The organism is Nonomuraea guangzhouensis (assembly GCF_019396345.1).
Lineage (GTDB): Bacteria > Actinomycetota > Actinomycetes > Streptosporangiales > Streptosporangiaceae > Nonomuraea > Nonomuraea guangzhouensis.
Genome location: NZ_JAHKRM010000015.1, coordinates 147534 through 170231 on the forward strand (window position 1 = coordinate 147534; position 22698 = coordinate 170231).

Annotated in this window: 21 protein-coding genes; 13 read left to right on the forward strand and 8 right to left on the reverse strand. The window is 68.5% G+C overall.

Annotated features, from left to right (window positions below; genetic code table 11):
- The first annotated feature begins 445 nt into the window (after positions 1-445).
- Positions 446-2719: a serine/threonine-protein kinase gene (locus KME78_RS30020; protein ID WP_219532753.1), complete on the forward strand. Its 2274-nt coding sequence runs from the start codon at positions 446-448 to the stop codon at positions 2717-2719.
- Positions 2720-2756: 37 nt separating this feature from the next.
- On the forward strand, positions 2757-3374 hold the full coding sequence (locus tag KME78_RS30025; RefSeq protein ID WP_308127188.1) for an SIMPL domain-containing protein: 618 nt from the start codon (positions 2757-2759) through the stop codon (positions 3372-3374).
- On the opposite strand, the gene nadA is transcribed toward KME78_RS30025, so the two are convergent.
- A complete protein-coding gene (gene nadA, locus KME78_RS30030; protein ID WP_219532755.1) occupies positions 3371-4543 on the reverse strand; it encodes a quinolinate synthase NadA in 1173 nt (390 codons plus the stop codon). The genes KME78_RS30025 and nadA overlap by 4 nt on opposite strands.
- Positions 4544-4700: 157 nt before the next feature.
- Between nadA and erpA the strand changes: the two genes are divergently transcribed.
- Entirely contained in the window at positions 4701-5054 is a 354-nt protein-coding gene (gene erpA, locus KME78_RS30035) for an iron-sulfur cluster insertion protein ErpA (RefSeq protein ID WP_219532756.1), read from the forward strand.
- Positions 5055-5179: 125 nt separating this feature from the next.
- Positions 5180-6166, forward strand: coding sequence for a carbohydrate kinase family protein (locus KME78_RS30040; protein WP_219532757.1), 987 nt, complete (start codon positions 5180-5182; stop codon positions 6164-6166).
- A 69-nt stretch (positions 6167-6235) separates the two neighbouring features.
- On the opposite strand, the gene KME78_RS30045 is transcribed toward KME78_RS30040, so the two are convergent.
- The 3 genes from KME78_RS30045 to KME78_RS30055 all read right to left on the reverse strand — a co-directional run bounded on the left by KME78_RS30045 (position 6236) and on the right by KME78_RS30055 (position 8145).
- Positions 6236-6667, reverse strand: coding sequence for a CBS domain-containing protein (locus KME78_RS30045; RefSeq protein ID WP_219532758.1), 432 nt, complete (start codon positions 6665-6667; stop codon positions 6236-6238).
- A gap of 93 nt (positions 6668-6760) precedes the next feature.
- The gene (locus KME78_RS30050; RefSeq protein WP_214637838.1) at positions 6761-7006 is read right to left on the reverse strand and encodes a sulfurtransferase TusA family protein; all 246 of its coding nucleotides are present in this window, start codon (positions 7004-7006) and stop codon (positions 6761-6763) included.
- Positions 7003-8145, reverse strand: a complete 1143-nt coding sequence (locus KME78_RS30055; protein ID WP_219532759.1) for a cysteine desulfurase family protein — start codon at positions 8143-8145, stop codon at positions 7003-7005. Before KME78_RS30055 ends, KME78_RS30050 begins: the two co-directional genes overlap by 4 nt.
- Before the next feature lie 174 nt (positions 8146-8319).
- On the opposite strand from KME78_RS30055, the gene ctaC reads away from it, so the two are divergent.
- The 4 genes from ctaC (at position 8320) to KME78_RS30075 (ending at position 12571) form a co-directional block, all read left to right on the forward strand.
- The gene (gene ctaC, locus KME78_RS30060; RefSeq protein WP_246652076.1) at positions 8320-9114 is read left to right on the forward strand and encodes an aa3-type cytochrome oxidase subunit II; all 795 of its coding nucleotides are present in this window, start codon (positions 8320-8322) and stop codon (positions 9112-9114) included.
- Positions 9115-9185: 71 nt separating this feature from the next.
- The gene (gene ctaD / locus KME78_RS30065; RefSeq protein ID WP_372454974.1) at positions 9186-10775 is read left to right on the forward strand and encodes an aa3-type cytochrome oxidase subunit I; all 1590 of its coding nucleotides are present in this window, start codon (positions 9186-9188) and stop codon (positions 10773-10775) included.
- Entirely contained in the window at positions 10775-11188 is a 414-nt protein-coding gene (locus tag KME78_RS30070; RefSeq protein WP_219532762.1) for a cytochrome c oxidase subunit 4, read from the forward strand. The genes ctaD and KME78_RS30070 overlap by 1 nt, the downstream gene beginning before the upstream one ends.
- Positions 11189-11329: 141 nt before the next feature.
- Positions 11330-12571 carry a L,D-transpeptidase gene (locus KME78_RS30075; protein WP_219532763.1) on the forward strand — a complete coding sequence of 414 codons (1242 nt, stop codon included), beginning with the start codon at positions 11330-11332 and terminating at the stop codon, positions 12569-12571.
- A gap of 198 nt (positions 12572-12769) precedes the next feature.
- Here the strand turns inward: KME78_RS30075 and trpD are convergent, their stop codons facing one another.
- Together trpD and KME78_RS30085 are read right to left on the reverse strand one after the other, a co-directional pair.
- Positions 12770-13816 (reverse strand): anthranilate phosphoribosyltransferase, encoded by a 1047-nt coding sequence (gene trpD / locus KME78_RS30080; RefSeq protein WP_219532764.1) that lies wholly within the window; start codon positions 13814-13816, stop codon positions 12770-12772.
- Between the two features lie 9 nt (positions 13817-13825).
- The gene (locus KME78_RS30085) at positions 13826-14224 is read right to left on the reverse strand and encodes a hypothetical protein (protein ID WP_214638065.1); all 399 of its coding nucleotides are present in this window, start codon (positions 14222-14224) and stop codon (positions 13826-13828) included.
- 196 nt (positions 14225-14420) lie between these two features.
- Here KME78_RS30085 and ctaE point away from each other — a divergent pair, with 196 nt between their 5' ends.
- Genes ctaE through qcrB form a run of 4 tightly spaced genes read left to right on the forward strand, consistent with a single transcriptional unit; the run spans position 14421 to position 18662 of the window.
- Positions 14421-15071 carry an aa3-type cytochrome oxidase subunit III gene (gene ctaE / locus KME78_RS30090; RefSeq protein WP_219532765.1) on the forward strand — a complete coding sequence of 217 codons (651 nt, stop codon included), beginning with the start codon at positions 14421-14423 and terminating at the stop codon, positions 15069-15071.
- Positions 15072-15085: 14 nt separating this feature from the next.
- Positions 15086-15898, forward strand: coding sequence for a cytochrome bc1 complex diheme cytochrome c subunit (gene qcrC, locus KME78_RS30095; protein WP_219532766.1), 813 nt, complete (start codon positions 15086-15088; stop codon positions 15896-15898).
- Entirely contained in the window at positions 15895-17007 is a 1113-nt protein-coding gene (gene qcrA / locus KME78_RS30100; RefSeq protein ID WP_219532767.1) for a cytochrome bc1 complex Rieske iron-sulfur subunit, read from the forward strand. Before qcrC ends, qcrA begins: the two co-directional genes overlap by 4 nt.
- Positions 17004-18662 (forward strand): cytochrome bc1 complex cytochrome b subunit, encoded by a 1659-nt coding sequence (qcrB, locus tag KME78_RS30105; protein WP_219532768.1) that lies wholly within the window; start codon positions 17004-17006, stop codon positions 18660-18662. The genes qcrA and qcrB overlap by 4 nt, the downstream gene beginning before the upstream one ends.
- A 76-nt stretch (positions 18663-18738) precedes the next feature.
- On the opposite strand, the gene KME78_RS30110 is transcribed toward qcrB, so the two are convergent.
- Positions 18739-19380, reverse strand: a complete 642-nt coding sequence (locus KME78_RS30110; RefSeq protein ID WP_219532769.1) for a TetR/AcrR family transcriptional regulator — start codon at positions 19378-19380, stop codon at positions 18739-18741.
- Between the two features lie 68 nt (positions 19381-19448).
- Here KME78_RS30110 and KME78_RS30115 point away from each other — a divergent pair, with 68 nt between their 5' ends.
- Complete coding sequence (locus KME78_RS30115; RefSeq protein WP_219532770.1) at positions 19449-20009, forward strand: TIGR03086 family metal-binding protein; 561 nt, start codon at positions 19449-19451, stop codon at positions 20007-20009.
- 20 nt (positions 20010-20029) lie between these two features.
- Here KME78_RS30115 and rph read toward each other — a convergent pair whose 3' ends face one another.
- Positions 20030-22627: a rifamycin-inactivating phosphotransferase gene (rph, locus tag KME78_RS30120; RefSeq protein WP_219532771.1), complete on the reverse strand. Its 2598-nt coding sequence runs from the start codon at positions 22625-22627 to the stop codon at positions 20030-20032.
- Between the last annotated feature and the right edge of the window lie 71 nt (positions 22628-22698).

The following is a 22698-nucleotide window of genomic DNA, read 5'->3' on the forward strand; positions in this document are numbered from 1 at the left end:
AGCCCACTTGGCCGCCATCCTCCTGACCGGCTGTCCACCTGGCAGGGCTGGTCGCCCGACAGGGCCGATCACCCGGATCGGCCGTATGGCCACCGCCCGGCTCCCTGAACCGGCAGGCCACCCATCGCTCTTTCCGAGCTCGGCCCGGTCGAGGGCAGGGCCTGGGCAGTCGGCCAGGCGGTCGATTGGGCAGCCGGCGAACGGCCTGGCGGCCGGAAGCCAGGGGCGGGCCGGCCGGAACCGGGAGCAGGCCGGGCCGTGGCGCCCGGCTGCGCGTCCTGGCAGCCAGGGGTGGAGTCGGCAGGGAAGGCCGATCGTTGGTGGGTGCTCAACCGCTCGGGTTGCTGGGCGAGGTGTTTCAGGAGGTGCGTGCGCTGATGGGCTGACGGGGAGCGCCGCAACCCACCAGAATGGCGGAAAAGACGCCATATATGGGAGTTGCACAATGCCGGACCTCGCGGCCCTTCGGCCAGGGGATCCCGCGTCGGTGGGGGAGTACACCTTGTCGGGGCGGCTGGGCGAGGGCGGGCAGGGGACCGTCTACCTGGCGACCGCCGCCAACGGCGCGCGCGTCGCGGTGAAGTTACTCCGCGCGGACCTGGCGGGGGACCACGAGGCGTCGGAGCGGTTCGTCCGCGAGGTGGCGATGGCGCGGCGGGTCGCACCCTTCTGCACCGCCCAGGTCATCGAGACAGGACTGTTCGGCCGTCTGCCGTACATCGTCAGCGAGTACATCGACGGGCCGACGCTCGACGAGGTGGTGCGCACGGACGGGCCGCGCTCGGGGACGTCGCTGCACCGGCTGGCCATCGGTACGGTCACCGCGCTCGTCGCCATCCATCAGGCGGGCATCGTGCACCGCGACTTCAAGCCGTCGAACGTGGTGCTGGCCTCCGACGGCCCCCGGGTGATCGACTTCGGCATCGCCAGGGCGCTCGACCTGACCTCGTCGTTGACGGCCGCCGCCATCGGGACGCCGTCGTTCATGGCGCCCGAACAGCTCACGGACGCGGCTCCCGGGCCTCAGTCGGACATGTTCGCGTGGGCGTGCACGCTGCTGTTCGCCGCTTCGGGGCAGCCGCCGTTCGGGCAGGACAGTCTGGCCGCGGTGGTCAACCGGATCATCCACAACGATGCCGACGTGACGCCGGTCGAGGATCCGGCGCTGCGCTCGCTGGTGACGGACTGCCTGGCCAAGGATCCGGCGCGGCGGCTGACGGCGAGCCAGGCGCTGATGCGGCTGCTCGGCCACGGGCCCGGCGGCGCCGCACCCGGCCTCCTGCACCAGGGCACGGCCGTGGCCGCCTCGGGTCCGGTCCCGCCGGTGACCTCGGGCCCCGTCCCGTCGGGGCATCCCGCGCCGGAGCTGGGCTCCGCGCCTCCGCCGAACTGGACCCCTCCGCAGGGCTCCGGGGCGGCCCACGGTTCCGTGTCTCCGCAGGGCTCCACCCCTCCGCCTGGCTGGGCACCGTCGCCGGGCTCCGTGCCTCCGCAGGCGTACGGGCCTCCGGGGGGTTCGGGGCCGGTGGGGCCGGTGGGGCCGGTGCGCCAGACGTACCAGCAGCCTCCGCCGTCCCCGTTCTACCAGCAGCAACTCCCGCTACCGCCCACCCGGCCAGGCGGCAGGCGGGGCACCGGGTGGATCGTCGCCACGGCGGTCGCCTGCACGCTCGCGCTGGCCACAGTCGGCACCATCGTCGCGGTACGGCTCGTCTCCCTGCCCGACCCGATCTCCACCTCCTCGCCGACGCCCGACAACACGAACAACACGAACAACACGGATAACCCACCGACGCCGACCCCGACCCCGACGCCCACCCCCACGCCCAGCACGAACCAGAGCACCCGGACGATCGCGCTGCCCGGCAGTTCCGTCGAGATCCGCGAGAACGGCTCCGACCCGATCAAACTGGCCGCCTACAGCCTGGACAGCGGCAAGCGCGTCTACGTCAGGCGGGCCGCCTCCGACGACTTCACGCTCAACAGCCGCTACTTCGAGTACGCGCTGGCCGCCGACGGCACCCGCGCGCTCGCCACCGACGTCGACTACAGCAGCGACGGCTACGGCCTCGTGTCGATCATCGACCACCGGACCGGCGCCAGGCGCACGGTGAAGCTCAGCGTCAAGCCGGTGTTCCCGACGACGCCGCGCTGGTCGCCGGACGGCAAGCTCGGCCTGGTGACGCTCTTCAAGGACACGGGCGGCAAGAGCGTCGAGTACGGCTACGGCGTCATCGACGTCGAGCGGGGCACCGGCAAGGCCTACGAGGTGAAGGAGAAGGGCGCGGGCGAGTGGCGCTTCTTCTGGGACGCCGACGGGCAGGCCGTCGGCACATGGGTGGGCGGCCGGATGAAGTTCTACGACCTGGACGGCACGGCGCTGCGTACGCTGACCAGCGCGGGTTCGCCCGTCTGGGTGGAGGGCGACGACGTCTCCCCGTCGGGCGGGCTGTTCCTGTCGCACTGCGCCCCGGCGGGTGACACGCTCTGCGCCAGGTCCACGACCGGCGGCGGCACGCCCGTCACCATCCCCTTCGCCTCCAACCGGCTCATCGGCTGGTGGGATGACCAGCACCTGGCCGTGTGGCGGGCCAAGGGCGCCGGTTACGAGGCGGTTGTCATCGATCTGAAGGGGCAGATCAGCAGAGTGCTGGCCACCGCGGCCAAGCGGGCCGAGTTCGATGACATGGGCCTGCGCTTCAGCCGCGGGACACCCTGAACGGACCTGCCGATCCGACGGACCCAAGGGGGTACGCGTGGAAACGGAGCACGAGCAGATCGCCGTCGCCGGCGAGGGCGCGGTCTCGGCCGCGCCCGACGTCATGCGACTGAACACGGGCGTCGAGGTACGCAAGACCTCGGCCGCCGAAGCCTTCGCGGCCGTCCGGACCGCCGCCGCCCGGCTCACGGAAGCGCTGAAGGGGGCCGGTATCGCCCCTGAAGACCTGCGTACCAGCGAGCTGTCCCTCGGCCCCGAGTACGAGGTCTACCCCAAGGTGGCCGCCTACAGGGCCGCGCAGGGCGTCGAGGCGCTGGTCCGCGACCTGTCGCGGGCCGACAAGGTGATCGACATTGTGGCGGCGGTGGGGGAGGAGGCGCGGCTGAACGGCGTCTCGTTCGAGCTGTCCGACCCCGCCGAGGTGCTGGTGGAGGCGAGGGTACGGGCGTTCCGCGACGCCGCCGCCAAGGCCGCCCAGTACGCCGAACTGGCCGGACGCCCGCTGGGCCAGGTCGTCTCGGTGACCGAGGAGCCGAGGGGCGGGCCGCAGCCGCTGGCGTTCGCCACGCTCGCGGCGGAGGAGAAGGCGTCGATCAGCCCCGGACACCAGACCTTGTCGATCGGTGTCCGGGTCGTCTACGCCTTCGGTGACTAGGGGAGGGCCAGCATGCGGTCGAGGGCGACCCTGGCCCAGTGGGCGGTGTCGTCGTCGACCGTGATCTGGTTGACGACCTCCCCGAGCGCCAGCGACTCCAGCGCCCACACCAGGTGCGGCAGGTCGATCCGGTTCATGGTCGAGCAGTAGCAGACCGTCTTGTCGAGGAACGAGACGTTCTTGTCGGGGAACATCACGGCCAGCCGCTTGACCAGGTTCAGCTCGGTGCCGATCGCCCAGCTCGAACCCGCGGGGGCCGCCTCCAGCATCTTGATGATGTGCTCGGTCGAGCCGACGTGGTCCGCCTTGAGCACCACCTCGTGCTTGCACTCGGGGTGGACGAGCACGTTGACGCCCGGGATGCGCCGCCGTACGTCATCGACGGACTCGGCCGTGAAACGGCCGTGCACCGAGCAGTGACCCTTCCACAGGATCATCCGCGCGCGGTCGAGCTGCTCCTGGGTGAGGCCGCCGTTGGGGCGGTGGGGGTTCCAGACGACGCAGTCGTCCAGGGACATGCCCATCTCCAGCACCGCGGTGTTGCGGCCGAGGTGCTGGTCGGGCAGGAACAGCACCTTCTCCCCTCGCTTGAACTCGCCCCGCTCGAAGGCCCAGTCCAGGGCCCGCTTGGCGTTGGAGGAGGTGCAGACCGCGCCGCCGTTGCGGCCGCAGAACGCCTTGATGTCGGCGCTGGAGTTCATGTACGTGACGGGAATCACCTGATCGGCGAGACCGGCGTCCTCCAGGGACTCCCAGCACTCCTCGACCTGGTCGAAGGTGGCCATGTCCGCCATCGAGCAGCCCGCCGCCAGGTCGGGCAGGATCACCTTCTGCGTCTCAGCGGTCAGGATGTCGGCGGACTCGGCCATGAAGTGCACGCCGCAGAAGACGATGAACTCCGCCTCCGGCCGGGCCGCGGCCTGCCGCGCCAGTTTGAAGGAGTCGCCGGTGACATCGGCGAACTGGATGACCTCGTCACGCTGGTAATGGTGGCCCAGCACGAACAGCCGGTCACCGAGCGCCTCCTTCGCCTTGCGCGCCCGCTCCACCAGGTCCGGATCGGAGGCGGGCGGCAGCTCACCAGGACAGTCGACCCCCTTCTCGCTGTGTGGATCGGCGTCCCGGCCGAGAACGAAGAGCGGCAGCCCAGTCTGGGTGGCCATGGCCATACCCCCTTATCGTCGAACTGACGATACTCATCATGACATATGGGGCGGAGCGCTTATTCCAGGGGTCCGGAGGGCTGGGAATGTGTAGCACGGGGGATGTGTTGGTAGCGTCTTAGTAGGACGTCGTAAACAGACAGCCGGGTTAGGGAGTCAGCAGATGACGGTTGAGAGCAACGAGACCACGACGCAGGGCCTGATCCTGACTGACGCGGCCGCCGCCAAGGTCAAGGCTCTGCTCGAGCAGCAGGGCGAAGAGGGCTTGCAGCTGCGCGTGGCCGTGCAGCCGGGTGGTTGCTCCGGTCTCCGTTACCAGCTCTTCTTCGATGACCGTTCGATGGACGGTGACGTCGTTACCGACTTCGGCGGCGTCAGCGTGGTCACCGACCGGATGAGCGCCCCCTACCTGCTGGGCGCCTCCATCGACTTCGTCGACACGATCGAGAAGCAGGGCTTCACCATCGACAACCCCAACGCCACCGGCTCCTGTGCCTGTGGCGACTCCTTCAACTAGTTCTTCGAACTAGTCGGAGTGGGTGAGGTCCCGCTCGCATTCGTGCGCGCGGGACCTTCGCGGTCCGTCCTCGCGTATCCTCGTTTGGGCTTATTGGCTTGCTGACAACGAGGAAGAAGAATCCCGTGCGCATCGCCGTCACCGGCTCCATCGCGACCGACCACCTGATGACCTTCCCAGGAAGCTTCGGCGAACAACTCATCGCCGAGCAGCTTGATCGGGTGTCACTCTCGTTCTTGGTCGACGACCTGCAGATCCGCCGCGGTGGGTGCGCGGCGAACATCGCCTTCGGCATGGGGTGCCTGGGGCTCACCCCGATCCTCGTGGGCGCGGTCGGCTCGGACTTCGCCGACTACCGCTCGTGGCTGGAGCGCCACGGTGTGGACTGCGACTCCGTGCACGTCTCCGAGAACCACCACACGGCTCGCTTCCTGTGCACCACGGACGAGCACCACAACCAGATCGCCTCGTTCTACACCGGCGCGATGGCAGAGGCGCGGCTCATCGAGCTGCGGCCCGTCTCCGACCGCGTGGGCGGGCTCGACCTGGTGCTGATCAGCCCGAACGACCCCGACGCCATGCTGCGTCACACCGACGAGTGCCGCCAGCGCGGCATCCCGTTCGCCGCCGACCCCTCGCAGCAGCTCGCGCGCATGGCCGACGAGCAGATCCGCGACCTCGTCGACGGCGCCGCCTACCTGTTCTCGAACGACTACGAGAAGGGGCTCATCGAGCAGAAGACCGGCTGGTCCGACGCCGAGATCCTGGACCGGGTGGGCGTCCGCGTCACCACGCTCGGCCCCAAGGGCGCCGTCATCGACCGCGCCGGCGAGCCGTCCATCCAGGTCGCGCCCGCGCCGGAGATGGGCAAGGCCGACCCGACCGGCGTCGGCGACGCCTTCCGGGCCGGCTTCCTGTCCGGTCTGGCATGGGACCTGTCGCTGGAGCGCTGCGGCCAGCTCGGCAACCTGACCGCCACGCACGTCCTGGAGCGGGTCGGCGGGCAGGAGTACGAGCTGGGACAGAAGGCCTTCATCGAGCGGTTCGGCGCCGCCTACGGGGCCGGAGCCGCCGAGGAGATCGCGGGCCTCGTGCACTGCCACCACGCCTGACGCACAGCATTCCGAGCCGCCCCGCCGCACGATGAGTGCGGCGGGGCGGTGCTTTTCCCGGCCGGACGGTCAGGCGCCCCCGTAGACGCGGTGCACGAACTCTGCCAGCTGGTCGTCGGGCAGGTGCTTGGCCAGGTCGGCCTCGGAGATCATGCCCACGATCCGCTTGCCGTCCATCACCGGCAGCCGCTTGATCTGGTGCTGCTCCATGCGCTGGAGCGCCTCCTCGACCGTGGCGTCGACCGGCACCCAGACCAGCCCGACCACCAGGTCGCCGGCCCGCATGTGGGCCGGGTCACGTCCTTCGGCCACGCATTTGATCACGATGTCGCGGTCGGTGATGATCCCGGTCACGCGGTCGTCGACGCAGACCGGCAGTGCTCCCACGTGGCTGTCGCGCATCATCTCCGCGGCCCGGTCGAGCGTCTCGTGCGCGGGAATGCAGTCCGCGCCCTCGCTCATCAGGTCGCGGGCGGTCGCGTGCGGGTGTCCATCCGTCATGTCTCTTCCCCCCGGAAGTCGGCGATCTGGCTCCGAGGGGTTATTGCCCGTTTGATGGGGTTTACGCAGATTTTTTAACGTACGTACCGAATGTCAGTAATTGCGGCGTACGTGAATGGACCAGCCGCCCTGCGGCAGCTCGTAGGAGCCCACGTGGCGGTGGGACTTCAGGCGGCACCACGCCGGCACGTCCGTGAACGCGGCCGGATCGTCGGCCAGGACGGCGATCACGGCGTTGAGCGGGACATAGTTGATCTGCTCGGCGAGCATGATGATCGGAATCGGGCACTTCTTCCCGAGTGCGTCGATCGTCAATGACGGCTGAATGACCTCGGTCATGCGACTCCTGCGTCCTGCCGGATTCGGTGCACCACATCGGGCAGCACGGCCAGGAATCTGTCGACCTCGGCCGCGGAAGCGCCCCTGGGCAGTGACACCCGGACATTCCCATGCGTGAGCACGCCCATCGCTTCCAGGACGTGCGATGGACGAAGCGTACTAGCGGTGCATGAACTCCCGGACGATACCGCGAATCCGGCTTTGTCCAGTTCGGTGAGCAGCACCTCCCCGTCGACGTACAGACAGGAGAAGGTCACGATGTGGGGCGCCCGCTCGACGGGGTCGCCGATCACCTCCACGTCGGGCACGATCTCCGGCACGGTCCGCCTGATCTTGTCGACGAGCGCGGAGAGCCGGGCGCCTTCCCGCGCCGCCTCGGCGGTCGTCGCGCGCAGGGCGGCCGCGGCCGCGACGATGGCCGGCACGTTCTCGAACCCGGGGACCCGGCGCCGCTCCCGCTCGTCCTCCGGCAGGAACGACCGGAACCGCGTGCCCTTGCGCACCGCCAGCACACCCACCCCGGCGGGACCGCCCCATTTGTGGGCACTCGCGGTCAGGACCGACCAGCCCTGCGGGATCGGCAGCCGGCCGGCCGTCTGGGCGGCGTCGACCAGCAGCGGGACGCCGTGCTCCCGGCAGGCGGCGGCCACCTCGTCCACCGGCTGGAGCGTGCCGACCTCGTGGTTGGCCGTCTGCAGGCAGGCCAGACCCGTATCGGGCCTGGACACGGCGGCCTTGAAGGCGGCCGGGTTGACGCGTCCGCGCAGATCCACCCCCACGATCTCCACCGTACCGCCGCCGCGTTCGTGCAGGCTGGCGGCGTGCAGCACGCTGGAGTGCTCGACCGCGCTCGTCACCAGGTGCCGTCCGGCCCGCCGTCTGCCGTGTAGGGTGCCGAGCACGCCGAGATGCACCGCCTGCGTGCCCGAAGAGGTGAACGACACCTCGTCAGGACGCGCGCCGAGCGCCTCGGCCACCTCCGTACGGGCCTGTTCCAGCAGCAGGTGCGCGCGGCGGGCCTGGCCGTACAACCTCGCGGGGTCGGCCCAGCCGACATCGATCGCCGCCAGGAGCGCTTCGCGGGCCTGGGGGTGGAGCGGCTCGGTCGAGGCCGCGTCAAAGTACGCCACGAGACCCATCGTCCCACTTGCGGTGCACCATCGAGGGGGCGCGCGGGAGGGCGGGGCTCTTGCACGCTAATGTGTCTCCAATCAGCTGTGCTTTTAGACATACGACCGCCCAGGAGGACTCCTGGGCTTCATCTGTGGGGTAGGCGATCCGTGAGTCCGACCCGCCGTTCGCCACGGCGTTCGTTGACCCGGCGCAGAGTGCCGCGAGCCGCCGCTTTGGCGTTGCTGCTGGCCTCCGCTACGGCATGTGCCAATGACATTCCCAAGGCCAATTGGTCTGAGGGGCTGCTTCCCGAGCACATCACCAGCCAGGGCGACATCGTCCAGAATCTTTGGAACGGGGCCTGGATCGCCGCGCTCGCCACGGGCGCCGTGGTCATCGTCCTGATCATCTGGGCGTGCGTGTTCCATGTGAAGCGCAAGGCCAAGGCCGAGCTCCCGCCGCAGGTCCGTTACAACCTGCCGATCGAGATGCTCTACACCTTGATCCCGCTGGTCATGGTCTCGGTCTTCTTCTTCTTCACCGCGCGCGACAGCCGGGATCTGCAGGTGCTCTCCGGCCACCCTGACGTCAAGGTCAAGGTGGAGGCGTTCCAGTGGAGCTGGCGGTTCACCACGACGGTCAACGGCAAGACGCTGAAGCCGGTCGTGGGCCAGCCCGTGAGCGACTACAAGTCGGGCCCGCAGCTCGTGCTGCCCATGGGCAAGAAGGTGGAGTTCGAGCTGGAGTCGCCCGACGTCATCCACTCCTTCTGGGTGCCGGCGTTCCTGTTCAAGCGTGACGTCATCCCGGGGCTGGCCAAGGACAACAAGGGCCGCTTCTTCGAGATCACCACGCTCAACAAGCCCAACGTCTATGCGGGCCGCTGCGCCGAGCTGTGCGGCGTCGACCACAGCCGCATGCTCTTCTCGGTGAAGCTCGTCCCCGACGCTGAGTGGAACCAGTACATCGCGACCCAGGCTGGGAGTGCCCAGTGACCGCCATCCAAGAGCCACTCCCGACGACCGCCAGGAGGCCCCTCACCAAGGGCCAGGTGATCGTGAAGTGGATGTCCAGCACCGACCACAAGATCATCGGTCACCTCTATCTGATCACGTCGTTCGCCTTCTTCCTGATCGGCGGCATCATGGCGCTGATCATGCGAGCCGAGCTGGCGCAGCCGCACCTGCAGTTCACCAGCAACGAGCAGTTCAACCAGCTGTTCACCATGCACGGCACGATCATGCTGCTGATGTTCGCGACGCCGCTGTTCGCCGGCTTCGCCAACGAGCTGATGCCGCTGCAGATCGGCGCCCCCGACGTGGCCTTCCCGCGCCTGAACATGGTGAGCTACTGGCTCTACCTGTTCGGCAGCATCATCGCGGTGTCGGGCTTCTTCACCCCCAACGGCGCCGCTTCCTTCGGCTGGTTCGCCTACACGCCGCTGTCGACCGCGATCAGCTCGCCGGGCATGGGCGGTGACCTGTGGATCATGGGTCTGGCGCTGTCGGGCCTGGGGACGATCCTCGGCTCGGTGAACTTCATCACCACGATCATCACCATGCGCGCGCCGGGCATGACCATGTTCCGGATGCCGATCTTCACCTGGAACATCCTGCTGACCAGCATGCTCGTGCTGATGGCCTTCCCGGTGCTGGCCGCCGCGCTGCTGGCCCTGGAGGCCGACCGCAAGCTGGGCACCCACGTCTTCGACGCGGCCAACGGCGGGGCGCTGCTGTGGCAGCACCTGTTCTGGTTCTTCGGCCATCCGGAGGTCTACATCATCGCGCTGCCGTTCTTCGGCATCGTGAGTGAGATCTTCCCGGTCTTCAGCCGCAAGCCGATCTTCGGTTACATCAGCCTCGTGGCCGCGACGATCTCGATCGCCGGTCTGTCGATCACGGTCTGGGCGCACCACATGTTCCCGACCGGGCAGGTGTTGCTGCCGTTCTTCTCGTTCATGACGTTCCTCATCGCGGTGCCGACGGGCGTGAAGTTCTTCAACTGGATCGGCACGATGTGGCGAGGACATCTCTCGTTCGAGTCGCCGATGCTGTTCTCGGTCGGCTTCCTCATCACCTTCCTGCTGGGCGGCCTGACCGGCGTCATCCTGGCCTCGCCGCCGCTCGACTTCCAGATCAGCGACACCTACTTCGTCGTGGCCCACTTCCACTACGTGGTCTTCGGCACCGTGGTGTTCGCGATGTTCGCGGGCTTCTACTTCTGGTGGCCCAAGTTCACCGGCAAGATGCTCGACGACAAGCTCGGCAAGCTGCAGTTCTGGCTGCTGTTCATCGGGTTCCATACGACGTTCCTGATCCAGCACTGGCTCGGCGTCGTCGGCTTCCCGCGCCGCTACGCCGACTACAGCCCCGACGACGGCTTCACCGACCTGAACATGATCTCGTCGGTGGGCGCGTTCATTCTCGGCCTGTCGGTGCTGCCGTTCTTCTACAACGTCTGGAAGACCGCGCGCAGCGGGCAGAAGGTCACGGTCGACGACCCGTGGGGCTACGGCAACTCGCTCGAGTGGGCGACCTCCTGCCCGCCGCCGCGGCACAACTTCACCTCGCTGCCGCGGATCCGGTCTGAGCGTCCCGCGTTCGACCTGCACTACCCGCACGTGTCCGCCAAGAGGCCCCAGGAGGTCGAGGCCTGATGAAGGTTCAGGGTTGGCTGTTCCTGCTCTGCGGCCTGTTCTTCGCCGGTGTCGACGTCGCCTACTGGTTCTGGACCAAGGCGGAGGAGGGTCACGGAGAGCCGGTCGGCACCACGGCCATGGCCATCTCGGTCGGCTTCGCGTTCATGATCGGCTACTACCTGATGTTCACGGCGCGGCGCATCGGCGACCAGCCGGAGGACAACAAGCAGGCCGAGATCAGCGACGGTGCCGGTGAGGTCGGCTTCTTCAGCCCGAGCAGCTGGTGGCCGCTGTTCCTGTGCCTGGCGGCGGCGTTCGCGTTCGCCGGGTTCGTGATCGGGTTCTGGATGTTCCTGATCGGCGTATTCCTGATCATCATGGCCATGATCGGATTTGTCTTCCAGTACTACCGGGGTAACTTCTCGCACTGACGGCGAGGCTTACGGCGGGTGTCCTCTTCTGGGAGGGGGCGCCCGCTTTTTGCTGTTCTTTGCCGGGGGGCGGATGTGACGAATCGCTCACTCAGGGTAACAAGTGAGGGGAATGGAGCGATCTCGGACGGGGGAGTGCACGTGGGGCGCTTGGCTCATAGATCGGCCGGACTGCTGGCCCTGGCTCTGCTGGCGTCGTGCTCGGGATCCGAGACCGGCACTACCGGAAAAGCCGCCCCGGCGAGCGCCGCCGGGGGTGCGACTGCCAGTACGGCCGCGACGCCGGCTGCGGGGGCCACGGTAGTGGTGAACCCGCTCGACAAATCCGCAAATATCCCTACAGACCACACCATCGTCGTCGCCGCCCAGTCCGGCACGCTCAAGAGCGTCCGCATCCAGGGCGGCAAGGCGGGCCAGTTGCCGGGCGTGCTCAGCGCCGACGGCACCAGCTGGCGCAGCACCCGGATCGCCAAGCCGGGCACCACGTACACGGTCACCACGCTCGCCGCCGGCGCCGACGGCAGGACGGCCGAGACCACCAGCACGTTCTCGACGGTCAAGGCGGACAAGGTCTTCGACCTCGAGACGGTGACGCCCAACAGGTACGACACCGGCCTGACGGTCGGCGTCGGCATGCCGGTCATGATCACGTTCGACCAGCCGATCACCGACCGGGTGGCGGTCGAGCGCAATCTCACCATCCGCAGCTCGAAGCCGGTCGAGGGCGCCTGGCACTGGTTCGACGACCGGCACGTGGACTTCCGGCCGCTGAAGTACTGGCCCGCCCACACCAACGTCCGGCTGGAAGCCCATCTGGCCGGCGTACGGGGTGCCGACGGCATGTACGGCAAGCGCGACTTCGCCTTCAACTTCAAGATCGGCCGTGAGCAGATCACCAAGGGCAGCACCGACGTCCACATGCTGACGGTCCGCCGCGACGGCAAGAAGATCCGCACCATGCCGATGAGCGCCGGCCAGGGCGGGGCCTGGAAGTACTACACGACCTCCGGCGTCCACCTGGCCATGTCCAGGGAGCCGGTGACCGTCATGACCTCACCCGGCATCGGGCCTGGATCGCCGGGCTACTACCAGCTGACCGTCTACAACACCGTACGCATCTCGAACAGCGGCGAGTACATTCACAGCGCGCCGTGGTCGGTCGGCTCGCAGGGCTACTCGAACGTGAGTCACGGCTGCGTGAACGTCAGCCCGGATAACGCGGCCTGGTTCATCAAGAACACGCTGATCGGGGATCCGATCATCATCACGGGCTCACCCCGTCCGCTGGAGCCGACCAACGGGTGGGGGCACTGGCAGGAGAGCTGGAAGGAGTGGCTCAAGTGGAGCTCGCTCAAGGCGGCGCCGACGATGCTCATCCACTGACGGCTCCCGTACGCGCTCGTGGCGGCCTCCTGGACGGGCCGGCGTCGTCAGCGGCCTGCTGAGCGAGCCGACCTGTCAGCGGCCTGCTGAGCGCGGCCTATAAGCGGCCTATAAAGCGGCCTATAAGAAGCGGCCTGCTGAGCGGGCCGGTGCCAGCGGTCTCCTGAGCGGGCCGGTGTCAGGGGTCTCCTGAAGCCGTCAGGCGGAGCGGAGGGCGCGGCTGGTCGCTATCCAGCGGTCCAGGGTGGCCGAGCCGTGGCCGGAGTCGACGGCCCGGGCGGCGCGGGCGTAGGCGTCGATCATGGCCGCGTCGAGGTCGTCGCCGGGCCCGCCCAGCGCCACCAGGGCCGCCGCCGCGTTGAGCAGCACGGCGTCGCGCACCGGGCCTGGCTTGCCGCGCAGGAGGTCGTGGACCGCCTGGGCGTTGAAGTCGACGTCGCCGCCCCTGAGGGCGTCCGCGTCGGCCCGGGGGATGCCCAGGACGGCGGGGTCGAAGACGGTCTGGGTGGCGGCACCGTCCTTGACGACCCAGACCGTGGAGGTCGTCGAGATCGTCAGCTCATCGAGGCCGTCGTCGCCGCGGAAGACCAGGGCGGAGACGCCGCGCTCGGCGAAGACGCCCGCCAGGACCGGCAGCATGCGCTTGTCGAAGACGCCGATGGCCTGGGCCGCGGGGCGGGCCGGGTTGGTGAGCGGGCCGAGGAAGTTGAAGACCGTCGGAACGCCGATCTCCTTACGCGGCGGCCCGGCGAAGCGCAGCGCGGGGTGGTAGACGGGGGCGAAGCAGAAGGCGATGCCCGCCTCACGGGCGACGTGGGCCGTCTGCTCGGGCGTCAGGTCGAGGTGGATGCCGAGGTGCTCCAGGACGTCGGCGGCGCCGCACGAGGAGGAGGCGGCGCGGTTGCCGTGCTTGACCACGCGGGCGCCCGCGGCGGCGGCCACGATGGCGGCCATCGTCGAGACGTTGACCGTGTGGGCACGGTCGCCGCCGGTGCCGACCACGTCGACGACCGGGCCCTCGATGTGGAGGGGGGTGGCCAGCTCCAGCATGGTGCGGGCCAGGCCCACGACCTCGGCCACCGTCTCGCCCTTGGCCCGCAGCGCGATCGCGAACCCGGCGATCTGGGCCGGCGTCGCGGAGCCGGACATGATCTCCCGCATCGCCCAGGACGTCTCGTCGGCGGTCAGATGCTCACCTGACAGGAGAGCGGCAAGCAGAGCGGGCCAGGTCGTCCGGGCATCCACGGAAGGCACCTACTTCGCGTTGAGTCGGGTCGAGGCGCGGCGGCGCATCAGGTCGGCGACGGTGTCGGCCAGCACCATGGGCTCCAGCGGCTGCGGGACCACGGCGTCGGCCTTGGACCAGTCGGCCAGCCAGCGGTCGTCGCGCCTGGCGATGATCAGGCAGACGGGAGGGCAGTCGTAGACCTCGTCCTTGGCCTGGCGCGAGACGCCCATGCCGCCCGCCGGCTGGGTCTCGCCGTCGAGGACGGCCACGTCGATCTCGCCGGAGCCCAGCCACTGGTGCACTTTGGGCTCGGTGGCGCACTCCACGATCTCCACGAAGGGGACATCGGCGGCGGGTCGCCGGCCGATCGCCAGCCGTACCTCTTCACGGGTGGCGGCGTCGTCGCTGTAGACGAGGACCCTCATCGTGTCGTCGGTGCTCACGGTCGCGCTCGCTATCGGTCGAAGCGGTATGGTCACCTGGAATCGTACCGGTGCCCCGGCCCCCAAACCCAGGCCGCCGTCTCTAGCGGTCGTTTTGTCCCTATTTTCTTGGGTTGTAGGCATGTTTGTTCCTGCTACGGGGGGGTCGTGCGTCGGACCGGCTACAGAAGCCGCAATAATGCTGCCCGTGGCGACAGCATCCGCAATAACTTCGACGACGGCAGCACAGCCGTACCGCAGACCCAATCTGGTCAGCGTCGGTACGATCGTCTGGCTGTCCTCCGAGCTCATGTTCTTCGCGGCGCTGTTCGCGATGTACTTCACCATCCGGTCGGTGAGCGAGGGCAAGGGCCTCGAGTGGGGCCCCGCGCTTGTCATGCAAGGCGTGGAAGCCGAAGGCGCTCACCTGAACATCCCGTTCGCGACGGCCAACACGATCATCCTGGTTCTGTCGAGTGTGACGTGCCAGATGGGCGTGTGGGCCGCGGAGAAGGGGCAGGTCGGCAAGCTCCGTTTCTGGTACGTCGTCAGCTTCCTGATGGGCGCGGTCTTCGTCGCCGGTCAGCTGTACGAGTACGGCGAGCTGGCGAAAGAGGGCGCGACCCTGTCCGCGAACGCCTTCACCTCGGTGTTCTACCTGACGACGGGCTTCCACGGCCTGCACGTGACGGGTGGCCTGATCGCGTTCCTGTTCATGCTGGGACGCACGTACGCCGCGAAGCGCTTCACGCATGAGCAGGCCACCAGCGCGATCGTCGTGTCCTACTACTGGCACTTCGTCGACGTCGTCTGGATCGGCCTTTTCGCGACCATCTACATTATTCGTTAAGGAACGGGATCTCTGTGACTAGGATCACCGCTTGGCGGCGGCATCCCCTCGCGAGATACGCCGTCCTGATTTTCGCCCTGGCGCTGGTCGGGATGGCATACACCGCCTTTGTCCAGGTGGGCAAGCCTGCCGACGCGGCACTCGCGTCCGGCAGGGTCGACGACGTGGCCGAGGGTAAGGCCCTGTTCGAGGCACATTGCTCCAGCTGCCACGGGCTCAACGCGCAGGGCATCACCGGCAGGGGCCCCACGCTCATCGGCGTCGGTGCCGCGGCCGTCGACTTCCAGGTGAGCACGGGCCGCATGCCCGCGGCCGACTCCGGCGCCCAGGCGCCGCGCAAGCCGATGGCCGACTGGGTCAACCCGGACGCGATCAGCAAGCTCGGCGCCTACGTTCAGTCGCTCGGCGGCGGCCCGCAGGTGCCTGGCAAGGAGCAGGTCGACGCCAAGCTCGGCGACGCCGGCAAGGGCGGCGAGCTCTTCCGCGCCAACTGCATCCAGTGCCACAACTGGGTCGGCGCGGGCGGTGCGCTGACCCGAGGGAAGTACGCCCCCAACCTGAACCAGGCGTCTCCCACCCAGATCTACGAGGCGATGGTCACCGGCCCGCAGGCGATGCCGGTCTTCAACGACTCGACGATCACGCCTGAAGAGAAGCGCAGCATGATCGCCTACATCACCGAGGTTCGCGCGCAGAAGGACCCTGGAGGTTTCGGCCTCGGACGTATTGGACCGGTCACCGAAGGTCTCGTAGCGTGGATCGCGGGCCTCAGTGCCCTCGCCCTCGCAGCCATCTGGATCACCGCGAAGAAGCGACAGAAGTCATGACAGACAACGAGCACGAGATCGAGCAGCCGGACGAGCGCGTTCCCAAGCGCGTCATCGGCACTCCCGTGCCGGGCACCTCGATGCTCGGCACCCCCGAAACGGCGGAAGCCGAGGTCGACGTCCCGGGCGTCACGCTGCAGGACGAGGCGAAGGCGCGCAAGGCCGAGAGGATCGCGTCGCTCTGCTTCGCGGTCACGTTCATCGCCGGCATCGCGTTCATCATCTCCTACGTCTACTTCCAGGTAGGCAGCCCGGAGAGCACAGGCGTCTCCAACCTCGCGCTCGGCAGCACGCTGACGCTGGCGCTGCTGGGGCTGGCCACCGGCATCGTGGTCTGGGTCCGCATGATCATGCCGAAGTACTCGCTGGTCCAGGAGCGCCACCCCATGGTCTCCGCCGAGGACGACCGCGAGTACGTCGCCGAGACGTTCGTGCAGGGCGCCAACGAGAGCGGCTTCGTCAAGCGCAAGATGATGCGCCGCACGCTGCTGCTCGCGGCCGCGCCGCTGGGCCTGCTCCCGGTGGTGCTGCTGCGCGACCTGGACAACTCCAAGATGCCCGGCGCCGACTTCAACAAGACGCTGCGGCACACGGTCTGGGGCGAGAAGACCAAGGAGGGCAAGCCGCTCAGGCTCGTCGTCGAGGGCACCGGCCAGCCGATCCGCGCGGCCGACTTCAACTCGCCGGGCGGCATCCTGTCGGTGGTGCCCGAGGGCTACCAGCACGACCTGAACGCCCTGGCCAAGGCCACGCTGATCCTGATCAAGTTCCGCCCCGAAGAGATCAAGTCCGGCGTCAACCAGAACTGGACGCACGACGGCATCGTCGCCTACTCCAAGATCTGCACGCACGTGGGCTGCCCGGCGGCCCTCTACGAGCAGACCACCCACCACATCCTCTGCCCCTGCCACCAGTCGACCTTCGACGCCGCCGACGGCGCCAAGGTCATCTTCGGCCCGGCCGCCAGGCCGCTGCCGCAGCTGCCGATCACGGTCGACGGCGAGGGGTTCCTCATCGCCCAGGGGGACTTCCACGTGCCGCCCGGTCCCAGCTACTGGGAGCGCGGCGACGCCGAAGCCGAGGCCAGGTCCAAGGGAGGCCAGGCATGAGCGAGCTGACCAACGTTCCGAAGGGCATCGCGGGCCCGTCGAACTTCCTCGACGAGCGCCTCGGCGCGGCCAACTTCCTCAAGCGCAACTTCCGCAAGGTCTTTCCCGACCACTGGTCGTTCCTGCTGGGTGAGATCGCGCTCTACTCCTTCGTCATCCTGCTGCTGACCGGTACGTTCCTGACGTTCTGGTTCAAGCCCAGCATGGGGGAGATCGCCTACAACGGCTCGTACGCCCCGCTCAAGGGCGTCATGATGTCCGAGGCCTACGCGTCGTCGCTGGAGCTCAGCTTCGACGTCCGCGGTGGACTGCTCATGCGGCAGATGCACCACTGGGCGGCCCTGATGTTCGTGGCCGGCATGATGGTGCACGCGCTGCGCGTGTTCTTCACCGGCGCCTACCGCAAGCCGCGCGAGCTCAACTGGCTGATCGGCGTCGGGCTGCTGACGCTGGCGCTCCTTGAGGGGCTGACCGGCTACTCGCTGCCTGACGACCTGCTGTCCGGAGCCGGTCTGCGGATCACCGAGGGCGTGGCGATCTCGCTGCCGCTGGTCGGCACCTACATCACGTTCTTCCTGTTCGGCGGCGAATATCCGGGTGAGGATGTCATCTCCCGGTTCTTCTCGCTGCACATCCTGCTCATCCCGGGCATCATCCTGGCGCTCGTCTCCGCCCACATGGTGCTCATGTGGACGCAGAAGCACACCCAGATGCCCGGCAAGAACCGCAACAACCACAACGTGGTGGGAGCGCCCTTCTACCCGGCCTTCATGGCCAAGGCGGGCGCGTACTTCCTGTTCACGTTCGCGGTGGTGGCCGGGCTGGCGACGTTCGCCCAGATCAACCCGATCTGGCTGTTCGGGCCCTATACGCCCGCCGACGTGTCGGCCGGTTCGCAGCCCGACTTCTACATGGGCTTCCTCGAAGGCGCGCTGCGCATCATGGTGCCGTGGGAGATCAACCTGTTCGGCACGTCCCATGCGGGCACGCTGCCGCTCAGCGTCATCATCCCGGCGCTGGTGCCGATGGGCATCATCATGACGGGCCTGGCGCTCTATCCGTTCCTCGAACGCTGGGTGACGGGCGACCACCGCGAGCACCACATCGCCGACCGCCCGCGCAACAACCCGCACCGCACCTCGATCGGCATGACGGCCATCACGTTCTACGGTGTGCTCTGGCTGCTCGGCGCCAACGACGAGCTCTCGGCGAACTTCCAGATCAGCCTCAACATGACCACGTACGCGGGACGGGTGGCGATCTTCGTCCTGCCCGCGCTGGCGTACCTGATCACGTATCGCACGTGTCTCGGCCTGCAGCGCTACGACGCGGCCGTCGTCTCGCACGGCGTCGAGTCCGGCGTGATCAAGCGGCTGCCGCACGGCGAGTACATCGAGCTCCACACGCCGGCCGACGATGACATCGAGGCGCACGTGCGGGGCAAGGAGCCGGTGCTGATGCTGCCGGTCGCGCCCGACAGCTCGGGCATCCCGCCGAAGGGGATGCGCGGCCCGCTCGGCAAGCTGCGCGCCCTCATGTCCAAGGCGTACGGCGGGGAGAAGATCCCTCTCGACGACGGTCACGGGCATGGGCATGAGCATGAAGACGAGCACGCGGCTGTCGGTGCCGGCGATGACCATACGCTGACGCGATAGTTCTTCCTCTTCATCTCCGGGCCCGGACGGATCTTTCCGTCCGGGCCCGCTCCTTTGCGCGTACTCTCTTCTGCCGTTATGGGGCCGGGGTTATGGAGGCGAGTAGCGTGCTGAGCATCTCGCGACGATCGGGCCAGGGGAACAGCGGGACGCTCGCGGTCAACGACGCGTATCCATGCAGGGCCACCCACAGGGCGGTGGCCGCGACCTGCGGCGACTGGCTCCCCGCGGTGCCGTCGTTCGCGCGGTCGGTCTTCCCGTAGTCGGCGACGGCCTCTATCAGGCGGGTGAATGCCCGGCCGCCCGACAGATCCTCCAGCCGCGTGGCCGAGCCGGTGGTGGTCGGGTCGGCGGTGCCGTGCCTGCCGAACGCCACCCGATAGCGGTGCGGCTTGCCCTCGGCGAAGTCCAGATAGGCCTCGCACAGCTTCCACAACCGCCGCGCGGGATCGGTCTCGCCTTCGACGGTCGTGACGAGCGCCTCATCGAGCTCGGCGAACGCCCGCGCCACCACCGCGCCGATGATCTCCTCGCGGTCGGCGAAGTGGGCGTAGATCGACGGGGCGGACACTCCTGCCTGGCGAGCCACCCCCCGGAGCGTGATCGCGTCCTCGCTGCCCGCCTGTTCCAGGAGCGCGGTCGCCGCCGCGATGATCTCGCCGCGGAGCCGGGAACCCTCGCCGCGCCTGTTCCGTGTGCGGTGCGTCTCACTGCTCATGCCATGACTTTACGTCCGTTAGCTCATGGATGTAACCTTACGCTCGTTAACTTATGAGGGGATCAGCCATGAGCCAGGTAGTCGACCAGATCGAACGGGCCGTCGACATGACGGCCGGCATCGTCACCGGCATCGCCGCCGATCAGTGGGACCGGCCCACGCCGTGCTCGGGCTGGGACGTCCGTACGCTGCTCAACCACGTGGTGGGCGGCATGCGGATCTTCGCCGCCGAGCTCGACGGGACCGACCCGGGTGCCGACCACGAGGCGGACTGGCTGGGCGCGGACCCCGTGGGCGCGTACGAGAAGGCCGCGGCGGCCGACCGCGCCGCGTGGCGCCGACCGGATGCGCTGGAGCAGACCGTGCACATCTCCCTCGGCGCCCTCCCCGGGCCACTGGCCGCCGTGGTCCACCTGACGGAGGTCCTCGTACACGGCACCGACCTGGCACTCGCCACCGGCCAGGAGTCCCTGGTCGACGAGGGGCTGTGCGGAGACCTACTGGTGACGATGCGTTCCATGGGCATCGACGCGTACCGGATCCCCGGCGTGTTCGACCCCGAGACCCAGACCACCGAAGACGCGCCCCCGCACCGACAACTCCTCGCCTTCCTGGGCCGAGCCGTCTGACTACCCACGTGGGTGGTCGGTCAAGGCAGGATCTCGACGTAGCCGTCGCTTCCGTGCACGCGGATCCGCTGCCCGTCGGGAATCAGCCGGGTGGCATCCACCACACTGACGACAGCCGGCAGGCCGTACTCCCGTGCGATCACCGCGCCGTGCGTCATCAATCCTCCGACCTCCGTCACCAGGCCTGAGATGGCGACGAAGAGGGGCGTCCAGCTCGGGTCCGTGTGGGCCGTGACGAGGATGTCACCCGGTTCGAGCTCAGCCTGGGCCATGTCCAGGATGACGCGGGCGCGCCCTTCGATGGTCCCGGCGGAGACCGGTAGGCCGATCAGGGCGCCGGCCGGCACGTCGTCGCGTCGGTACGCCCCGGAGAGGGCCTCGCCGTCAGATGTGAGCACCCGGGGCGGCGTGAGCGCCTGATACGACCGGAACGCCTCCTTGCGCTGCTGGATGAGCTGGTCATCCACCTGGTTGGTGCGCACGACGTCGTGGAACTCCTGGAACGTGAGGTAGAAGACGTCCTCCTGCTCGGGGACCACGTCGGCCCGCACGAGGCGCTCGGCCTCTTCCAGTAAGGCCTGCTTGTAGACGAAGTAGCGGCTGATGATGCCGTACTTCGGGTACTCCCGGTAACCGATGAAGGTCCGGACCCGGTCGATCATCCGCTTGGTCTCGTCGGCCTTGTGCTCTCCGTCCGGCAGGGCACGCAGGCGTTCGAGCACCTCCTGCGCCTTCTCCTGTGCCGCCTGCCGTCCTTGCTCGAAGCGCCGCTTGGCGGCGCCCGGCTCGAAGTTCCTGACGTGGTCGAGGATCACGGGCACGAGCGTGGTGGGGCGTTCGCGCCAGCGCGGCCTTGTGATGTCGATCTCGCCGACGCAGCGCATGCCGTACTGGTCGAGGTAGGCCTCGATGGCGTGGCGCGCTTCGGTCCCGCCCGCGAGCTTCGGCAACTCGTCCAGGAAGCCGTCGTCCTCGACGTCCCGCAGGAACGCCACCACCTGCGGATGCGGGCGGATCACGTCGGCGACGTCGAGCAGCGCCAGTCCCATCTCCGACGTGACGTTGTCGGGGGCGGACAGCGTGAGGGTGTCGGCCGCGTTCTTCTCGCCCAGCCATTCCTGGAGCCGGTCGTTGAGCCACCAGGTGGCCTCCATGCCCGCCATGATCGCCTGCATGCTCAAGGGATCACTGAGGGATCGCTTGTGCTCCTGGAAGGCCTCCAGCAGGAAGTCGAACAGCGCCGGTCCGGTCTTCGTCCGGATGTCGCGGCGCAGGGCGGCGATGGAGGCCTGGCTGCGCTCGATCAGCTCGGTGACGATGGCGGGATCGGTCTCGATCGGGGCGGGCGGGCCGCCGGCCGGCGGCCCGCCGGGACCAGCGTCCGGGAGCGTCGGGACGAAGTCGTGGCGGTCGAGGACGGTCTCCAGCGCGTCCTTGGTCAGTGGATCGGTCCTCCCCGCCATCTTCAGGAAGTCGGCGCGCCACGCGGGCGAGGCCAGGCGCCGGGTGGCGTCGACGAACAGCCTCCCGCCGGCCTCGTGCATCGGCGTCATGGCCGTCAGCTGCCACATGGACAGCCCCAGTGGCTTCATGGCGTCGGTCATCATCTGCTGATGGCCGACGGAGAGGTAGACGTGGTTCTCCCGGTCGCTGGTCGCGGGGATGGGGAACAGCGTGGTGATCGGCCGGCTCTGCACGATCTGGAAGTCATCGTCGGCCAGGCACCATTCGATGTCCTGCGGGCGGCCGAAGTGCGCTTCGATCCGCCGCCCGAGCTGGACGAGCCGCACGACCTGCGCATCCGTCAGCGCCGGCTGCTCCTGCCGCCGCGGGTCGATCGCCACTTCCTGCGTCCCGCCGGTCGGCAGGGCGTGAACGGCACGCTGTTTGGCGGCGACCGCCTTGGCGATGACCTCGCCGTCGCGCACCTTGAAGACGTCCGGGTTCACCAGGCCGGAAACCAGGGCCTCGCCGAGGCCGAAGCCGGCGTCCACGGTGGCGACCTTCCGGTTGCCCGTGACGGGGTCGGCCGTGAACAGGATGCCGGCCGCGTCCGGGAAGACCATCCGCTGCACGACCACGGCCATGTGGACCGTACGGTGGTCGATGCCGTTCCGCAGGCGGTAGGTCACGGCCCGCTCGGTGAACAGCGACGCCCAGCACCGGCTGACCTGCTGGAGGATCGCCGCCGGCCCCACGACGTTCAGGTACGTGTCCTGCTGGCCGGCGAAGGATGCCGTCGGCAGGTCCTCCGCCGTCGCGCTGGATCGTACGGCGTAGGCGGCCTGCTCGCCGAGCCGGGCGAGCGGGCGGGTGATCGCCGCCGCCAGATCGCCCGGAACGGCGATCCCTTCGATGGTCCGGCGGATCTCCGCGCTGAGCGTGCGGATCGCGTCCCGGTCGTCCGGGTTCAGGCGCGACAGCTGATCGAGCCGACCGTCGATCGACGGCGCTTCCGCCACGGTCCGCCGGAAGGCGGCCGTCGTCACGCAGAACCCGGCCGGCACGCGGATGCCTTCGATCCGCGACAGCACACCCAGGTGCGCGGCCTTGCCGCCAACGACCGCGACCTGCGTCTCGTCAACCTCTTGAAGATCCATCACGTACGGCTCGATCATCGCGACACCCCCGAGGCAGCCGTCGGTGATTCGATCGGGAGCGCCCGCCACCGCACCGCCGATCTCATCAG

Coding starts and splice junctions, on each gene's coding strand:
- KME78_RS30020 (WP_219532753.1), top strand. CDS start 446: ATGCCGGACCTCGCGGCCCTTCGGCCAGGGGATCCCGCGTCGGTGGGG.
- nadA (WP_219532755.1), bottom strand. CDS start 4,543: ATGGCCATGGCCACCCAGACTGGGCTGCCGCTCTTCGTTCTCGGCCGG.
- erpA (WP_219532756.1), top strand. CDS start 4,701: ATGACGGTTGAGAGCAACGAGACCACGACGCAGGGCCTGATCCTGACT.
- KME78_RS30045 (WP_219532758.1), bottom strand. CDS start 6,667: ATGACGGATGGACACCCGCACGCGACCGCCCGCGACCTGATGAGCGAG.
- KME78_RS30050 (WP_214637838.1), bottom strand. CDS start 7,006: ATGACCGAGGTCATTCAGCCGTCATTGACGATCGACGCACTCGGGAAG.
- KME78_RS30055 (WP_219532759.1), bottom strand. CDS start 8,145: ATGGGTCTCGTGGCGTACTTTGACGCGGCCTCGACCGAGCCGCTCCAC.
- ctaD (WP_372454974.1), top strand. CDS start 9,186: ATGTCCAGCACCGACCACAAGATCATCGGTCACCTCTATCTGATCACG.
- KME78_RS30070 (WP_219532762.1), top strand. CDS start 10,775: ATGAAGGTTCAGGGTTGGCTGTTCCTGCTCTGCGGCCTGTTCTTCGCC.
- KME78_RS30085 (WP_214638065.1), bottom strand. CDS start 14,224: ATGAGGGTCCTCGTCTACAGCGACGACGCCGCCACCCGTGAAGAGGTA.
- ctaE (WP_219532765.1), top strand. CDS start 14,421: ATGCTGCCCGTGGCGACAGCATCCGCAATAACTTCGACGACGGCAGCA.
- qcrA (WP_219532767.1), top strand. CDS start 15,895: ATGACAGACAACGAGCACGAGATCGAGCAGCCGGACGAGCGCGTTCCC.
- qcrB (WP_219532768.1), top strand. CDS start 17,004: ATGAGCGAGCTGACCAACGTTCCGAAGGGCATCGCGGGCCCGTCGAAC.
- KME78_RS30110 (WP_219532769.1), bottom strand. CDS start 19,380: ATGAGCAGTGAGACGCACCGCACACGGAACAGGCGCGGCGAGGGTTCC.
- KME78_RS30115 (WP_219532770.1), top strand. CDS start 19,449: ATGAGCCAGGTAGTCGACCAGATCGAACGGGCCGTCGACATGACGGCC.
- rph (WP_219532771.1), bottom strand. CDS start 22,627: ATGATCGAGCCGTACGTGATGGATCTTCAAGAGGTTGACGAGACGCAG.